Here is a 16,033-nt window from a genome sequence, read left to right as displayed (position 1 = left end):
CGCTCCCAATCAGGCATGCCCCACAAAAAGATCGGAATACACCTGGTTGCGCGGCACCCCCGCCAGAAACAACCTTCGCGAAAACTCCTCGACACTCCCCGGCGCCCCGCACACCAGCGCCACCGTCTGCCGCGACTGCACCCGCAACGCCGCCAGCGCTGCCGGCAGCTCACCCGGCGTCACCAGCTCCACCTGCAACTGCGGATAGCGCACCGCCCTCTCCCTCAACTCATCCGCCAGATAATGCCCCGCACCGTCCCGCGCCAGATGCAGCAGCCTGATCGGCCCGCGATGCCCCTGTCGCAACGCCTCCCGCAAAATGCCCCACAACGGCGCCAGCCCGGTGCCCGCCGCCAGCAACCAGAGTGGCCGGTCCTGCCACTCCGGATCGTACTGCAAGGCGCCGGCGCGCAGCTCGCCAAGGCGCAACTCCGCGCCTACGGCAAGTTGCCGCACCGGGGTGCAGAACGCGCCCGGCTGCCGGCAATCGATATGGAACTCCAGCCAAGGATCCTCGCCCGGGACGCTCGCCAGCGAATACGGGCGCGCCACGCCCTCCGCATTCCACAGCAACAGGTGCTGCCCCACCTGGTAACGCAAGCCGTCCAACGCCTGCAGGCGCAGACGCAACACTTCGCCACCCAACCAGTCCGCCGCCACCACCCGCGCCGGCTGGCCATCGGCACGCGGATCGAACAGCGCCACGCGCAGGTCCCCCTCGACCCGACACTGACAGGCCAGGCGCCAGCCACGCTCACGCTGCGTAACACTCAACGCCTCGGGGCGCTCATCGCAAGGCTCGCCTTCCAGACAGCGCACCAGGCAGGCATGGCAACTCCCTGCCCTGCAGCTGTAGGGCACGCCACAACCAGCGGCATTCAGGGCATCGAGCAGGTTGCTGCCGGGGGCGATCGACCACTGCTGGTCGCCGACACGCAGTTCGGGCATCGAGGTCATCTCCAGAAAACATTCGTACGCCAATCTAGGCCTGTTCTGTCGGACAGGCCAAGGGCAAACAGCAAAAACGATGCCGGGCGATCACCGACCATGGTTGGACCACTGGCGCGTGTACCAATGGCCGAGGCGCGCTATACTGCCGCGCCTTTTTTGCGTCGGACATTTTGTCGCGGCGCTTCTGAAAGGTCGTTTCGACAACTCGGCCTGTCCGCGTCGGAATACCTTATTGAATGTTCCCGTGTTTAAGAGGAGCGCGCTGCATGACCGTGATCAAGCAAGACGACCTGATTCAGAGCGTCGCCGATGCCCTGCAATTCATTTCGTACTACCACCCCGTCGATTTCATCCAGGCGATGCACGAGGCCTACCTGCGTGAAGAGTCGCCCGCCGCGCGCGACTCCATCGCCCAGATCCTGATCAACTCGCGCATGTGCGCTACCGGCCACCGCCCGATCTGCCAGGACACCGGTATCGTCACCGTGTTCGTCCGCGTCGGCATGGACGTGAGCTGGGCCGGCGCCACCATGAGCGTCGACGACATGATCAACGAAGGCGTGCGTCGCGCCTACAACCTGCCGGACAACGTCCTGCGCGCCTCGATCCTGGCCGACCCGGCCGGTGCCCGCAAGAACACCAAGGACAACACCCCGGCAGTCATCCACTACTCCATCGTCCCGGGCAACACCGTGGAAGTGGACGTGGCGGCCAAGGGCGGCGGCTCCGAGAACAAGTCGAAGATGGCCATGCTCAACCCGTCCGACTCGATCGTCGACTGGGTGCTGAAGACTGTCCCGACCATGGGCGCCGGCTGGTGCCCGCCAGGCATGCTCGGCATCGGCATCGGCGGTACCGCCGAGAAGGCGGCGGTAATGGCCAAGGAAGTGTTGATGGAATCCATCGACATCCACGAACTGAAAGCCCGTGGTCCGCAGAACCGCATCGAGGAACTGCGCCTGGAGCTGTTCGACAAGGTCAACCAGCTGGGCATCGGCGCCCAGGGCCTGGGCGGCCTGACCACCGTGCTCGACGTGAAGATCATGGACTACCCGACCCACGCCGCCTCGCTGCCGGTGTGCATGATCCCGAACTGCGCCGCCACCCGTCACGCCCACTTCGTCCTGGACGGCTCCGGCCCGGCCGAACTGGAAGCGCCGTCGCTGGACGCCTACCCGGAAATCGTCTGGGAAGCCGGTCCGTCGGCCCGCCGTGTCGACCTCGACACCCTGACCCCGGAAGACGTGCAGAGCTGGAAACCGGGCGAGACCATCCTGCTCAACGGCAAGATGCTCACCGGCCGCGACGCTGCGCACAAGCGCATGGTCGAGATGCTCAACCGTGGCGAAGAGCTGCCGGTGGACCTGAAAGGCCGCTTCATCTACTACGTCGGCCCGGTGGATCCGGTGCGCGAGGAAGTCGTCGGCCCGGCCGGTCCGACCACTGCCACCCGTATGGACAAGTTCACCCGTCAGATCCTCGAACAGACCGGTCTGCTGGGCATGATCGGCAAGTCCGAGCGTGGCCCGACCGCGATCGACGCGATCAAGGACAACAAGGCCGTGTACCTGATGGCCGTGGGTGGCGCTGCCTACCTGGTCGCCCAGGCGATCAAGAAATCCCAGGTACTGGCCTTCGCCGAACTGGGCATGGAAGCGATCTACGAGTTCGAGGTCAAGGACATGCCGGTCACCGTCGCGGTGGACAGCAAGGGTGAGTCGGTACACATCACCGGTCCTGCGATCTGGCAGAGCAAGATTGCCGAGAGCCTGGCGGTCGAAGTGAAGTAAGCCGTCCGGCTTGCTGAGGTGAAAAAGCGGCGTGGGCCCTGCCCCGCCGCTTTTTTATTGCCTGTTCAGCGCGCCACGGCTTTCAACGGCACCGCCTCGGCCACCCGGCGCTGACTCAGGTAGCGAATGCAACTGACGCGCAGGAAGGAAGCGAAGTTCACCACCTCGCCGCGGTATTCCATCACCTCGTCGTAGAGCTTGGTGATCAGCTGGTTGGTGGTCATGCCATCGACCTCGGCGATTTCCCGCAGCACATCCCAGAACTGGTTTTCCAGGCGCAGCGTGGTCACCACCCCGCGAATGCGCAACGAGCGGCTGCGCGATTCATAGAGGATCGGGTCGGCCTTGACATACAACTCGCACATGGCGGCTCCTTCACAAAGTGATACGGGTACCCAGCAACCCAAGGAACCCCGCCAGCCAGGCGGGATGGGCCGGCCAGGCCGGGGCGCTGGCGAGATTGCCCTGGACATGGGCCTGGGTCACCTCGATGTCGACATAGCGACCACCGGCCAGCTTTACTTCCGGCGCGCAGGCCGGATAGGCGCTGCACTCGCGACCTTCCAGCACACCCGCCGCCGCCAGCAGTTGCGCACCGTGGCAGACCGCAGCGATCGGCTTGCCGGCCTTGTCGATGGCTTTCACCAGAGCCAGGACCTCCTCGTTCAGGCGCAGGTACTCCGGTGCGCGACCGCCAGGAATCACCAGCGCGTCGTAATCCTCGGCCTTGACCTTGGCGAAATCGAAGTTAAGGGCAAAGTTGTGCCCCGGCTTTTCGCTGTAGGTCTGGTCACCCTCGAAATCATGGATCGCGGTGCGCACCGACTGCCCCGCCTGCTTGCCCGGACAGACCGCGTGCACCACATGCCCGACCATCTGCAGGGCCTGGAACGGCACCATCACTTCGTAGTCTTCGACGTAGTCACCTACCAGCATGAGAATCTTCTTGGCCGCCATTTCACGATCTCCTTCGTGTGCAGTGGAAAAGCTACCCAGACACGTTAGACCTTGCCGACCACTCCAGGGTAATAGGCCACTACTACGTCAGTCACGGCGGTCCAGCAGGTTCACCACCAACCGGTCGAGCCAGCCCCAGATCCGCTGCTGCACCCGTCGCCACAACGGGCGAGCGCGCCAATGGTCGAGATTGACCTCGGTACTCACGGCGAAGTCACGGGCAAAGCTTTCGCTCACCGCCAGGGTCAGCCCCGGGTCGATGGCTTCGACATTGGCTTCGAGATTGAAACGCAGGTTCCAGTGGTCGAAGTTGCACGATCCGATGCTCACCCAGTCATCCACCAGCACCATCTTCAGGTGCAGGAAACACGGCTGGAATTCGAAGATTTTCACCCCGGCACGCAGCAAGCGCGGGTAATAGCGATGACCGGCATAGCGCACCGAAGGATGGTCGGTACGCGGGCCAGTGAGCAGCAGGCGTACATCGACACCCCGGGCGGCTGCGCGGCGCAGGGAGCGGCGAACTTTCCAGGTGGGCAGGAAGTATGGGGTCGCCAGCCAGATGCGGCGCTGGCCGCTGTTCAGGGCACGGACCAGGGATTGCAGGATATCGCGGTGCTGGCGGGCATCGGCGTAGGCCACCCGGCCCAGGCCCTCGCCGCTGACCGGCAGACGTGGCAGGCGCGGCAGGCCGAAGTGGGTCGGCGGACGCCAGGCCACCCGGCGGGGGTTGGCCCGCCACTGCCGGTCGAAGAGCATCTGCCAGTCCGCCACCAGCGGCCCCTGGATCTGCACCATGATTTCGTGCCATTCGCTGGCGTTCTCGCCGGGGTGCCAGAACTCGTCGGTGACCCCGGTCCCGCCGACCCAGGCTGCGACCTGATCCACCAGGAGGATTTTGCGATGGTCACGGTACAGATTGCGCACACCACGACGCCAGCGCAGGCGGTTGTACCAACGCAGTTCCACGCCGGCGGCCTGCAGGCGCTGGCGCAGGCTCAGGGTGAAGGCCAGGGAACCGTAGTCATCGAACAGGCAGCGCACCTGCACGCCGCGTTCGGCGGCGCTGACCAGGGCCTGGACCATCGCTTCGGCACAAGCGCCCGCCTCCACCAGGTAAAGCTCCAAATCGACCTGGAACTCGGCGCGGGCAATGGCCGTGAGCATGGGCGGGAAGAACGCCGGCCCGTCGATCAGCAGTTCGAATTGATTGCCGGCACGCCAGGGAAAGACCGGCCCTGCCATGTCAGCGTGCCGTGAAGATCAGCACCGCACCCACCGGCACCGAGAGGTTGATCGACTTGAGCCCGGCGGCCTTGCGCAAGGTCTCCAGACCCGGCGCCAGGTCGAAGTGCTCGGCGCGTAGCACCAGCGGTTCCAGGGTCACCACCTGGAAGCGGCGCTCGTCGAGGCGGGTCGCCAGCAGTTGCGCGTTGTAGCTGTGGGTCTTGCCATGCAGGGTCACGTTGACCGGCAGGCGCAGCTCCAGCTGGGCGCCATTGGCCAGGTCGTTGATCGGGCGCAGGTCGAGCTGGGCGCGGATGGTCGCCTCGGGGAAGGTGTCGACGACGAACAGGTCCTTGCGCATACGCTCGTCACGCAGGGGAATACCGCTGCTGACCGACTCCATCTCGACTTCAAGCTCGGCCGCGCCCTTGCGGTCGACCTTGCCGTGCAACACCAGAAAACGATGTACTTCGGAGACGTCGCCATTCTTGCTGGTGATGAAGGACAGCCGCGATGACTCGTTGTCCAGGTACCAGTTGGCCTGGGCAGGAAGGCAGACGATCGCCAGCGCGGCGAGCAGGAGGCGGAGCGAGGTGGACATGCGAAATCCTGAAACACTTTGGCGCTCAACCTTAACCGTCCGTCCTCATGGCAGCAAGCCGCAGCCCTCGCGCGGGCCACGCCATTGCGCGCTGGCGTCGCGACCAAGGCCGCGGGCGTAGACCTGCTTGTGCTGGACATCGTCACGCAGCTCACCGAGTGGCAGCCATTGCTTCACGTAGCTTTGGCAGTAGCCGGCGTCGAAGCCCATCACGTAGCGGCAGGAGCAGTATTCCTTGGCCGAGTAGGCGCTGAGGATACCGGGAAATGCACTCAAGGCCGCGCGTTCGGACCAGCCCCACACCAGCAGACCGAGCAGGATCAGCAGTAACACGCGCTTCATGGCCGTTCTCCCGGAAAGGCCGCCAGCACATGCCGCAACAAGGTGTTGTGCCGGAAGCTGCCATCGCGATCATCGGCATAGCGCACGATCACCAGGCGTTGTTGCGGCACGACGTACAGCGCCTGGCCCCAATGGCCGAGGGCGGCGAAAGTGTCTGCCGGCGCGTCCGGCCAGGCGTTCGCGTGATTGAGCCACCAGTGTCCGCCCGGGCTGGCCTCGCCGGGCTCTGCGAGGGTAACGAAGGGTTGGCGGTTGAATTTCACCCATTCGACCGGCAGTAGTTGCCGCCCCTGCCAACGACCGTCATCGAGCATCAGCTGGCCGATGCGCGCCAGCTCGCGGGCGGTCAGGTAAAGGTAGGAAGAGCCGACGAAGGTGCCTTGGGGATCCCGCTCCCAGACCGCGTGCTGGATGCCCAGCGGGTCAAACAAAGCGTGCCAGGGATAGTCAGGATAGGCTTCGGCGCCAACCATCTGGCGCAGGGCGGCGGACAGCACATTGCTGTCGCCGCTGGAATAGAGGAAACGCTCGCCGGGCGCTGCCGCCCTCTCGTGCGAGGCGGTGAAGCCGGCCATGTCGCCGCGGCCGATGGTGTAGAGCATCGCCACCACCGAGGATTTCAGCGGGGCGTATTCGTAGTCTTCCTGCCAGTCGAGGCCGCTGGCCCAGTGCAGCAGGTCCTGGATGCGTACCTGCGGGTGGGACTGCATCGGCGGGTAGAACTTCGCCACCGGGTCGTCCAGCTTGAAGCGGCTTTCACCATAGGCAACGCCGAGGACGGTGGCCAGGACGCTCTTGCTGATCGACCAGGTAAGGTGGGGCGTTTCGGCGGTGGTCGGCTTGGCGTATTGCTCGAAGAGTACCTTGCCATCGCGGATGACCAGCAGCGCATCGGTGCGCACACCCTCGCGGGTCTGCTCGTTGCGGGGCGGGAAAGCATAGGCTTCGAGGACCGACAGCTCGTTGGCCGAAGCGGGGGCGATGATTGCCCAGAACAGGAATCCGATGACCGCGATGCGCATGTGGCCTGAACCTGAAAGCGTGATCAGGCAAGGCTAGCAGGGGTTCATGACAGGATGGGGCGTTGTTCTCTCGGGCCTCATCGCGGGCAACGCCCGCCCCCACAAGGTTCGGCGGTGCACGCGGTCATTGTGGGAGCGGGCGTTGCCCGCGATGAGGCCAGCAAGGACTCAGGAAAAGCCCGCAGCCGTCCAGGCCTTCTCCAACCGCTTGGCCCGCGCTGCACTGGCGATCTCCAGAATCCCCTGGTCACGCATCCACAGGTCCGACCACTCCCCTTGCGTAGCCGCCAGCGCCGCATTGACCTCATCGCGCATTGCTGTGAACTGGGTAAACAAACCACCCAGCAGCAAGTGACTGGCCGACACCTCGGCACTCTGCCGGCTGCCCTCGGCACAGCCGCCCAGCAGCGCGAGCAAACGCAGCATCAGAGCCTGTGACCAGCCGTGGCCGCGGCCGATGCCGTACAACCAGGCAATCAGGGCGCTCAGCACATAAAGGTCTTCCAGAGAACGGAACGGCTTCACATACGCATCCCAGCCATCCCCCGCCAGACGCTCACACAGCGCCTGCTCAAGATACAGCCGGGCATGCCCGACTTCCGGCATCAGCGGCAATGTCGGCAACGGCTCCAGGCGTACACCAGGCTCACCGGGGTAGACCACCGCCAGGCTCACCTGCGGCGATTCCCCCACGGCCTCGCTGCGTGCCGCCACCAGCAGCCAGTCGGCGTCCGGGCCGCAGGTGACGAAGTCCTTGCTGCCGTCCAGGCGCAGAGCCGAAAGGTCCAGGCGCATCGCCATGTCCGCCGGCCGCACACTGCGCTTCTCGCTGGCGCACAGGGCGCCGAGACTGTCCGGCGCACTGGGCCAGAGCACTCGCAGCGCCGCCTGGTAGCCGGCAAGAAACGCCAGCCCGGGGGTCGGCATGGCCTGGCCGCCGAGCACCGCGAGTTCGAACGGCGACACCGGGCCGAGTCGATCCAGCAAGCTGGCCCAGGTGTCCCCGAGGTTCTCCAGCAGAGGTTGCGCGAGGGGTCGATTCAGGCGTTCCAACCAACTCATGAAAGGCTCCTTGGGGGCTGTCATACAAGCATCACCAAACATTCACGGGGGTGACACCCCGCCTACCTAGTCTGAGCTTGCACAACAAAGTCGACCGGCCGCAACCCCATGGCTGGCTTATGGAGACTCGTAATGACTCAGATCGCTCGCTCTGGCGACAACAGCACTGAACGCCGTCTGCAAGCCGAACGCCTGGTTGGCCCGGCTGCCTTGCGCGAGGCCCAGGCCCTGCGTTTCAGTGTCTTCAGTGGTGAATTCAAGGCCAAGCTCAAAGGAGCCGAGCAAGGCCTGGACATGGACGACTACGACGCGCACTGCATGCATATCGGCGTGCGTGACCTCAATACCGGTCGCCTGGTAGCCACCACCCGCCTGCTCGACCATCGCGCCGCCAGTAGCCTGGGGCGCTTCTACAGCGAAGAAGAGTTCAGCCTGCATGGCCTTGGCCATCTGCAAGGCCCGATCCTCGAACTCGGCCGCACCTGCGTGGATGCCGCCTACCGCAACGGCGGCACCATCGCCGTGCTGTGGAGCGAGCTGGCCGAGATCCTCAACGAAGGCCGCTACAGCTACCTGATGGGCTGTGCCAGTATCCCGATGCAGGACGGCGGCGTGCAGGCCCACGCGATCATGCAGCGCCTGCGCGAACAGCACCTGTGCACCGAGCACCTGCGTGCAGAGCCGAAGAATCCGCTGCCCAGCCTGGCACTGCCGGGCAACGTCATCGCGCAGATGCCACCGCTGCTCAAGGCCTACATGCGCCTGGGTGCGAAGATCTGCGGCGAACCATGCTGGGACGAGGACTTCCAGGTCGCCGACGTGTTCATCCTGCTCAAGCGCGACGAACTCTGCCCGCGCTACGCCCGTCACTTCAAGGCGGCGGTGTGATGCAGCGCTTGCGGGTGTTTGCCCGCATCGTCCGGGTGTTGCTGGTGGTGCTGCTCGGCCTGGGCATGGCCTCGCTGTTCGGCCTGTTCGAGCGCCTCGGTATCAACGCGTCCGCACAACGCAGGCAGCGCTGGTCGCGGATCTTCATGCAACGCCTGATCAACGCCCTGCCATTTCGCGTGAAGGTGATCGGCGAACTGCCACAACAACCGATGCTGTGGGTCAGCAACCATGTGTCGTGGACCGATATCCCGGTGCTCGGCATGCTTGCCCCGCTGTCCTTCCTGTCCAAGGCCGAAGTGCGCACCTGGCCGGTGGCCGGCTGGCTGGCACACAAGGCCGGGACCCTGTTCATCCGCCGTGGCGGTGGCGACAGCCAGTTGCTGCGTCGGCAGATCAGCCAGCATCTGCAACAGGACTGCGCTCTGCTGATCTTCCCCGAAGGCACCACTACCGATGGTCGCAGTCTGCGCACCTTCCATGGTCGCCTGCTGGCCAGCGCCATCGACAGCGAAGTGCCGCTGCAACCCATCGCCCTGCGTTACCTGCGCGATGGCAAGCCGGACCCGATCGCCCCGTTCATCGGTGATGACGACCTGCTGTCGCACCTGATGCGCCTGTTCGCCCAACCTTGCGGCGATGTGGAAGTGCATCTGCTGGAGCCCATCGCCAGCAAGGGTGTGGAACGTGCTGCCCTGGCCTTCCAGGCCCAGCAGGCGATCAGCCGCGCATTGTTCGGCGAAGAAGCCGCGCAAGCCTTGCCTCAGCGTCGCGCCAAGGCGGCTTGAGGGTCCTGCAAGGCTGCAGCCGCAAAGGCCTGCAGCTGTGGATAGAACTGGCGGAAGTCCTCCAGCAGCAACGGATACAGGGCTTCCACCTCCGCCATCGCGCCGGCCATGCCTTCCGGTCGCGACAGGCGCCGGGCGATACCGCGGAACACCTGTTCCAGGATCGCGAACTCACGGTACGAACCCAGCCAGTCGTCTGCGGCCATCAAGGGTGCGATATGCGCCAGGCGCCCCGGTAATTCCTGCTCAGCCATCAACACCTGGTAGACCCGTGCGGTGAACTGCGGTAGCGGCTGCTGCGCGTAGTCATGCCAGTAAAGGGCCAGGCAATGGTCGAAGAACACATCGAGGATGATCCCGGCGAAGCGGCGGCGCTCGGCGGGGAAGCGCGCCAGCGAGGCGAGCACCAGGGGGTGGCTGTCGGTGAAGGTGTCGATCTGCCGGTGCAGGCGGATCGCCTGTTCCAGGGGCAGCGGGAAGCGGCCTTCCAGCGGGCCTTTGACGAAGTCGCCATAGAGACTGCCGAGCAGTTGCTCGGGCTGGGAGCCGCCAAGGTGGAGGTGGGCGAGATAGTTCATGGGTTGTGAGTCTAAGGCATTTGTGGAGCATTCACCGGCCTCATCGCTGGCAAGCCAGGCTCCCACAAGGACCGCGTGCCCCACGAAACAGGCCGCCATAGATCAATTTCTTCCACCCCCCAAACCAATTCATATTTGTATATCGCGAAATACCGATTTATATTTCGCTCCATCGCGATATACCGCTGCATACCCCACGAGCCCGACCATGCCCCTTGATCTCGACGAAATAATAAAAGCCCTCGCCCACCCTGTGCGGCGCGACATCCTCGGCTGGCTGAAAGACCCGCACGCCTGTTTCCCCGACCAGCACCACAGCCTCGACAACGGTGTGTGCGCGGGGCAGATCGACCAGCGTTGCGGTCTCTCGCAGTCCACCGTCTCGGCGCACCTGGCCACCCTGCAACGGGCCGGCCTGATCAGCAGCCAGAAGGTCGGGCAGTGGAACTTCTTCAAACGCAACGAGGACGCCATCCAGGCCTTCCTCGCGCAATTGAGCCGTGAGCTCTGAACAGGATTCCCATGCCCCTTTCCCTCTTGATCCTGGCGCTCAGCGCCTTCGCCATCGGTACTACCGAGTTCGTCATCATGGGCCTGCTGCCGGACGTCGCCGCCGACCTCGGCGTCTCGATCCCTGGTGCCGGCTGGCTGGTCACCGGCTACGCCCTCGGTGTGGCGGTTGGTGCGCCGTTCATGGCCATGGCCACCTCGAAGCTGCCGCGCAAGCTGGCGCTGGTCTCGCTAATGGGCGTGTTCATCGTCGGCAACCTGCTCTGCGCAGTGGCCAGCGACTACAACCTGCTGATGTTCGCCCGGGTGGTCACTGCGCTCTGCCACGGCGCCTTCTTCGGCATCGGCTCGGTGGTCGCCGCCAGCCTGGTGCCAGCCAACCGCCGAGCCTCGGCCGTGGCCCTGATGTTCACCGGCCTGACCCTGGCCAACGTCCTCGGCGTTCCGCTGGGCACCGCCCTGGGTCAGGTCGCCGGCTGGCGCTCGACCTTCTGGGCCGTGACCGGCATCGGCATCATCGCCCTGATCGGCCTGATCCGCGTCCTGCCGCTGCGCCATGATGAGGAAAAACTCGACATGCGCGCCGAACTGGCCGCGCTCAAGGGCGCCGGCATCTGGCTGTCGCTGTCGATGACAGTCCTGTTCTCGGCCTCGATGTTCGCCCTGTTCACCTACGTTGCGCCGCTGCTCGGCGATGTCACCGGCGTCACCCCGCGGGGCGTGACCTGGACCCTTCTGCTGATCGGCCTGGGCCTGACCCTGGGCAACATCCTCGGCGGCAAGATGGCCGATCGCCGCCTGGGCGCCACCCTGGTCGGCGTGTTCGCCGCCATGGCGATCATCTCCACCGTACTGAGCTGGACCAGCATCGCCCTGATTCCCGCCGAGATCACCCTGTTCCTCTGGGCCACTGCTGCCTTCGCTGCGGTGCCGGCCTTGCAGGTCAACGTGGTGATGTTCGGCAAGGCCGCGCCGAATCTGGTCTCGACCCTGAACATCGGCGCCTTCAACCTGGGCAACGCCCTCGGCGCCTGGGTCGGCGGCGTGGTCATCGAGCAAGGCCTGGGCCTGACCCGCGTGCCCCTGGCCGCCGCAGCGCTGGCCGTGCTGGCGCTGATCGTCACCCTCATCACTTTCCGCCAGGGCGGCCAAAAGGCCGAGCTGGCCCCGGCAACCCACTGAGGTTTGTGCAATGACGACTCTGTTTGATCCGATCACCCTCGGCGACCTCGAGCTGCCGAACCGCATCATCATGGCCCCGCTGACCCGCTGCCGCGCCGACGAAGGCCGGGTGCCCAACGCGCTGATGGCCGAGTACTACGTGCAGCGCGCCAGCGCCGGCCTGATCCTCACCGAAGCCACCTCGGTGACGCCGATGGGCGTGGGCTATCCGGACACCCCGGGCATCTGGTCCAACGATCAGGTGCGCGGCTGGACCAACGTGACCAAAGCGGTACATGGCGCTGGCGGGCGGATCTTCCTGCAACTGTGGCACGTAGGGCGGATTTCCCACCCGAGCTACCTGAATGGCGAGCTACCGGTGGCGCCAAGTGCGATCCAGCCGAAAGGGCATGTCAGCCTGGTGCGGCCGACCACCGAGTACCCGACGCCGCGGGCGCTGGAAACCGCCGAGCTGGAAGACATCGTCGATGCTTACCGTACCGCAGCCGAGAACGCCAAGGCCGCCGGCTTCGACGGGGTCGAGGTGCATGCGGCAAACGGCTACCTGATCGACCAGTTCCTGCAGAGCAGCACCAACCAACGCACGGATCGCTATGGCGGTTCCCTGGAAAATCGCGCGCGCCTGCTGCTGGAAGTGACCGATGCGGTGGTCGAGGTGTGGGGTGCCGGCCGGGTGGGCGTGCATCTGGCACCACGGGCCGATGCTCATGACATGGGCGACGCCAACCGTGCCGAAACCTTCACCTACGTGGCCCGTGAGCTGGGCAAGCGCGGCATCGCGTTCATCTGCTCGCGGGAGAAGGAAGCGGACGACAGCATCGGACCGCAAATCAAGGCAGCGTTCGGTGGGCCATACATCGTCAACGAGCGCTTCGACAAGCAGAGTGCCAATGCCGCGCTGGCGGCGGGCACTGCCGATGCGGTGGCGTTCGGGGTGCCCTTCATCGCCAATCCGGACCTGCCGGCGCGGCTGGCGGCGGATGCACCGCTGAACGAGGCGCGGCCCGAGACCTTCTATGGCAAGGGACCGGTGGGCTATATCGATTATCCGCGGCTGTAGGTGGAAAACCTGAGGGCCTTATCGCTGGCAAGCCCGCGATAAGGCCCTCGGCATCACCCACTAATTACGGGCATTGATCTGCTGCTGCAGATTCTGCACCTGACTCTGCAGGGTATTGATGTTGCGGGTCATCTGACCACGGAAAGCATCGAACTCTGCCGTCGACGCGCCACCACCGCTCGCCGCAGCCGCCGGACGATTTTCCTGCTCGCTCTTGAGCACGATCAGGTCCTGCTCCAGACGCTGGGTCGCCGCTGCCTGGCTCTTCAATTGCGCATCGATCCTGCTGCCGTCGACATGTGCGCTTTTCAGCGCCGCGACATCATCGGCCACGACCTTGATTTGCGCATTGATCTTGCCACCATCCAGTTGTGCCGCCTTCAGCGCGGTCAGTTCCTGCGCCACGGCCTTCAACTGGGTCTGCAATTCGGTCTGCAACTGGGCATTGGCCGCCTGCTGCTGGGCAACCTGGGCCATCGCCGTTTCCAGCCGTTTGCCCAGCTCGCCGGCCTGACCAGCCACACCTTCCTGCTGCTTGCCCTGCTCACTCAGGCTGGCCTGCAACTGGCGCACCTGCAGTTTCAGCGCTTCGTTCTCGGTATTGGCCGAACTCTCGCTGGCGCTGACCTTGCCGGAAATCACCTGCAGGCGCCCCGCCGCTTCCTCGCTGATACGGGCAAAGCTTTCCTGGGTCGCCACCAGTTGCTGCTCCATCAGCGAGATCTGCTGGAAGCTCCACCAGGCAACACCGGCCAAGGCAATGAAGGATGCGCCGAGCAAGGCCCACAGCGGTCCGACCATCGGTGCCTTCGCGGCGCGCTTGCGTGCAGCACGCGGATGAGCGGCCGGAGCGAACTCATCATCATCGCGCTCCACCGCCTTGAGGGTGGGCACGTCGTCAAAATCATCTCGAGCATCATTGCGCATGGGCAGTTTTCAACCACAGTGATAGCAAAATGGGCGCCAGTATAAACCGCTCACGCGGTGCCCTCATCGACCATGAAGGAAGATTCAGGTTCAGTGACCGCCGTGCTGCGCCTGCCACCAGGCGCAGAATTCATCCAGCGCAGCCCAGATGCTGACCTGAGGACGGTAGTCCAGGTAGTGGCGAGCGCGGCTGATGTCCAGGCTGAAGTCCTTGCTCATGACCTGCACGCCCAGGCGGCTGAGGGTCGGCTGCGGACGGCCCGGCCAGAGCATGCAGGCCGCTTCGTTGAGCGCTGCGGCGGTGTAGGCCAGGCCAACCGAGCGGTAGCGGGTGACCGGCGGCAGCGACATCCGGCGCATGACGTAGTTGACCACGTCCCACACCGGCAGCGGTTGGCCGTTGCTGATGTTGTAGGCCTGGCCGAGCGCTTCGGGACCGGCGTTGATCGCACTCAGCAGGGCCTCGTTGAGGTTCTGCACGCTGGTGAAGTCGACCTTGTTCAGGCCGTTGCCGATGATCGCCAGGCGCTTCTTGCGCTGCATCTGCATCAGCCGCGGGAAGGTGCTCATGTCGCCGGCACCGGTGACGAAGCGCGGACGCAGGGCCAGCACTTCGAGGCCGAATTCCTGGGCGCCAAAGACCTTCTGCTCGGCCAGGTGCTTGGTCGCCCCGTAATGGTCGTAGAAGCGCCGCGGCACCTGGTCCTCAGTGATACCGGTGCGCGAGCGGCCAGAGAAATAGATCGACGGCGACGACAGGTGTACCAGGCGCTGCACATGCTCCTTGAGACAGGCTTCGACCACGTTCTCGGTGAGCACCACATTGCCCTGGTAGAAGTCCTGGTAGCGGCCCCAATTGCCTACCGCACCAGCGCAGTGCACCACGGTGTCGATGCCCTGGCACAAACGCCGGGCTACTTCCGGATCCCCCAGGTCACCGGGAATGAACTGCGCGCCACGCCGCACCAGGTGCTCGACGCCCTCGGGCCGGCGGCCGTTGACCCGCACCTCCAGGCCCTGCTCCAGGGCGAAGCGCGCAAAACGCCCGCCGATGAAGCCGCTTGCGCCGGTGACCAGTATTCCCATGAAGCACTCCGCTAACTATTTTTTTCCCGAGGGTGCAGACGCCGCCGAGGCGTCCCACGGCACCAGCCATTGCCCGGCACTGCGCCGCAGATGATCGGTGAGTTGCCCGAGCAGTTGACCGCCATTGCGCCAATGATGCCAATACAATGGCACGTCGATGGGCCGCTCCGGAACGATTTCCACCAGGCTTGCGCTCGCCAGTTGCTCGCGCGCCTGCAGCTCCGGCACCAGGCCCCAGCCCAGACCGGCTTCGGTCAGGCGCAGGAAGCCCTCGGATGAAGGACACAGATGATGCAGGAATCCATCGCTGATGCCTAATGAAGCCAGGTAGCGGTGCTGCAGGAAATCGTCCGGGCCGAAGACGATGGCCGGGGTGCGCGCCAGTCGTCGCGGGTCGAGGCCGTCGGCGAAATGCCGGGCCATGAACGCCGGGCTGGCCAGCGCGCGATAGCGCATGGCCCCGAGCAGCACGCTGCGCGCCCCGGCCACCGGGCGTTCGCTGGCGCACAGGCAGCCAGCGACTTCACCGGCGCGCATGCGTTTGAGACCGACTTCCTGATCTTCCACCACCAGGTCCAGAAGCACCTGGGTCTGGGCGCAGAACTCACTGGCCGCCTCGGCCCACCAGGTCGCCAGGCTGTCGGCGTTGAGCGCCACCCGAAGACGCTCGGGAAGGCCTTCTTCGTCCAATGCCGGGACCTGGCCCTGCAGGTCGCGTTCAAGCAGGCGCACCTGCTGCACATGGTTGAGCAGGCGCCGGCCGATCTCTGTCGGTGTCGGTGGCGCGGCGCGCACCAGCACCGGCTGACCGACCCGCGCTTCGAGCAGCTTGATCCGCTGGGAAACGGCCGATTGCGAGAGCCCGAGCAGCTGCGCGGCACGCTCGAAACCGGCCTGTTCGATGACGGCGGCGAGGGCCGAAAGCAGTTTGTAGTCGAACATCACTTTTCCTAATGCGGGATGATTTCTATTGGTTTTTCTTATATCGCTCTTTTCCTCAGAATTGAAGCCAGACGCGGCCCCCGTGGGAGCGGGTCCGCGTAGTCCCAACGATCTGCTGTC

The 16,033-nt window shown here is 65.0% G+C and carries 18 protein-coding genes; 6 read left to right on the top strand and 12 right to left on the bottom strand.

Going from position 1 to position 16,033, the window contains the following annotated elements:
- Positions 1-9 precede the first annotated feature (9 nt).
- Positions 10-948, bottom strand: coding sequence for an iron-sulfur-binding ferredoxin reductase (locus AC5QPF_RS05965; protein ID WP_494962433.1), 939 nt, complete (start codon positions 946-948; stop codon positions 10-12).
- Between the two features lie 269 nt (positions 949-1,217).
- Here AC5QPF_RS05965 and AC5QPF_RS05960 point away from each other — a divergent pair, with 269 nt between their 5' ends.
- On the top strand, positions 1,218-2,741 hold the full coding sequence (locus tag AC5QPF_RS05960; RefSeq protein ID WP_494962432.1) for a FumA C-terminus/TtdB family hydratase beta subunit: 1,524 nt from the start codon (positions 1,218-1,220) through the stop codon (positions 2,739-2,741).
- A gap of 65 nt (positions 2,742-2,806) precedes the next feature.
- Here AC5QPF_RS05960 and AC5QPF_RS05955 read toward each other — a convergent pair whose 3' ends face one another.
- The 7 genes from AC5QPF_RS05955 to AC5QPF_RS05925 all read right to left on the bottom strand — a co-directional run bounded on the left by AC5QPF_RS05955 (position 2,807) and on the right by AC5QPF_RS05925 (position 7,952).
- Complete coding sequence (locus tag AC5QPF_RS05955) at positions 2,807-3,106, bottom strand: ribbon-helix-helix domain-containing protein (protein ID WP_042123029.1); 300 nt, start codon at positions 3,104-3,106, stop codon at positions 2,807-2,809.
- A 10-nt stretch (positions 3,107-3,116) separates the two neighbouring features.
- On the bottom strand, positions 3,117-3,698 hold the full coding sequence (locus AC5QPF_RS05950; RefSeq protein WP_494962431.1) for a DJ-1/PfpI/YhbO family deglycase/protease: 582 nt from the start codon (positions 3,696-3,698) through the stop codon (positions 3,117-3,119).
- Between the two features lie 87 nt (positions 3,699-3,785).
- On the bottom strand, positions 3,786-4,943 hold the full coding sequence (locus AC5QPF_RS05945) for a phospholipase D-like domain-containing protein (RefSeq protein ID WP_494962430.1): 1,158 nt from the start codon (positions 4,941-4,943) through the stop codon (positions 3,786-3,788).
- Between the two features lies 1 nt (position 4,944).
- The gene (locus tag AC5QPF_RS05940; protein WP_494962429.1) at positions 4,945-5,526 is read right to left on the bottom strand and encodes a YceI family protein; all 582 of its coding nucleotides are present in this window, start codon (positions 5,524-5,526) and stop codon (positions 4,945-4,947) included.
- Between the two features lie 45 nt (positions 5,527-5,571).
- Positions 5,572-5,868, bottom strand: coding sequence for an amidase (locus AC5QPF_RS05935; protein ID WP_494962428.1), 297 nt, complete (start codon positions 5,866-5,868; stop codon positions 5,572-5,574).
- Positions 5,865-6,890: a serine hydrolase gene (locus AC5QPF_RS05930; protein WP_494962427.1), complete on the bottom strand. Its 1,026-nt coding sequence runs from the start codon at positions 6,888-6,890 to the stop codon at positions 5,865-5,867. The genes AC5QPF_RS05935 and AC5QPF_RS05930 overlap by 4 nt, the downstream gene beginning before the upstream one ends.
- A gap of 168 nt (positions 6,891-7,058) precedes the next feature.
- Complete coding sequence (locus AC5QPF_RS05925; RefSeq protein WP_494962426.1) at positions 7,059-7,952, bottom strand: acyl-CoA dehydrogenase family protein; 894 nt, start codon at positions 7,950-7,952, stop codon at positions 7,059-7,061.
- A 132-nt stretch (positions 7,953-8,084) separates the two neighbouring features.
- On the opposite strand from AC5QPF_RS05925, the gene olsB reads away from it, so the two are divergent.
- Positions 8,085-8,840, top strand: coding sequence for an L-ornithine N(alpha)-acyltransferase (olsB, locus tag AC5QPF_RS05920; RefSeq protein WP_494962425.1), 756 nt, complete (start codon positions 8,085-8,087; stop codon positions 8,838-8,840).
- Positions 8,840-9,628, top strand: a complete 789-nt coding sequence (locus AC5QPF_RS05915) for a 1-acyl-sn-glycerol-3-phosphate acyltransferase (protein ID WP_494962424.1) — start codon at positions 8,840-8,842, stop codon at positions 9,626-9,628. The genes olsB and AC5QPF_RS05915 overlap by 1 nt, the downstream gene beginning before the upstream one ends.
- Here the strand turns inward: AC5QPF_RS05915 and AC5QPF_RS05910 are convergent.
- Positions 9,604-10,206, bottom strand: a complete 603-nt coding sequence (locus AC5QPF_RS05910; RefSeq protein ID WP_494962423.1) for an ACP phosphodiesterase — start codon at positions 10,204-10,206, stop codon at positions 9,604-9,606. The genes AC5QPF_RS05915 and AC5QPF_RS05910 overlap by 25 nt on opposite strands.
- A 208-nt stretch (positions 10,207-10,414) precedes the next feature.
- On the opposite strand from AC5QPF_RS05910, the gene AC5QPF_RS05905 reads away from it, so the two are divergent.
- From AC5QPF_RS05905 to AC5QPF_RS05895, 3 genes are read left to right on the top strand one after another with little or no spacing between them, the layout of a single operon-like run.
- The gene (locus AC5QPF_RS05905) at positions 10,415-10,717 is read left to right on the top strand and encodes a metalloregulator ArsR/SmtB family transcription factor (RefSeq protein ID WP_494962422.1); all 303 of its coding nucleotides are present in this window, start codon (positions 10,415-10,417) and stop codon (positions 10,715-10,717) included.
- An 11-nt stretch (positions 10,718-10,728) separates the two neighbouring features.
- The gene (locus AC5QPF_RS05900) at positions 10,729-11,898 is read left to right on the top strand and encodes an MFS transporter (protein WP_494962421.1); all 1,170 of its coding nucleotides are present in this window, start codon (positions 10,729-10,731) and stop codon (positions 11,896-11,898) included.
- A 10-nt stretch (positions 11,899-11,908) separates the two neighbouring features.
- The gene (locus AC5QPF_RS05895; RefSeq protein ID WP_494962420.1) at positions 11,909-12,958 is read left to right on the top strand and encodes an oxidoreductase; all 1,050 of its coding nucleotides are present in this window, start codon (positions 11,909-11,911) and stop codon (positions 12,956-12,958) included.
- Positions 12,959-13,018: 60 nt separating this feature from the next.
- Here AC5QPF_RS05895 and AC5QPF_RS05890 read toward each other — a convergent pair whose 3' ends face one another.
- From AC5QPF_RS05890 to AC5QPF_RS05880, 3 genes are all read right to left on the bottom strand, one after another.
- Positions 13,019-13,885, bottom strand: coding sequence for an ATPase (locus tag AC5QPF_RS05890; RefSeq protein WP_494962419.1), 867 nt, complete (start codon positions 13,883-13,885; stop codon positions 13,019-13,021).
- Positions 13,886-13,975: 90 nt separating this feature from the next.
- The gene (locus AC5QPF_RS05885; protein ID WP_494962418.1) at positions 13,976-14,971 is read right to left on the bottom strand and encodes an NAD-dependent epimerase/dehydratase family protein; all 996 of its coding nucleotides are present in this window, start codon (positions 14,969-14,971) and stop codon (positions 13,976-13,978) included.
- 15 nt (positions 14,972-14,986) lie between these two features.
- Complete coding sequence (locus tag AC5QPF_RS05880) at positions 14,987-15,913, bottom strand: ArgP/LysG family DNA-binding transcriptional regulator (RefSeq protein WP_494962417.1); 927 nt, start codon at positions 15,911-15,913, stop codon at positions 14,987-14,989.
- Between the last annotated feature and the right edge of the window lie 120 nt (positions 15,914-16,033).

This window comes from Pseudomonas sp. Con_6, assembly GCF_059379395.1.
This window is presented reverse-complemented; position numbering and strand designations above follow the sequence as displayed.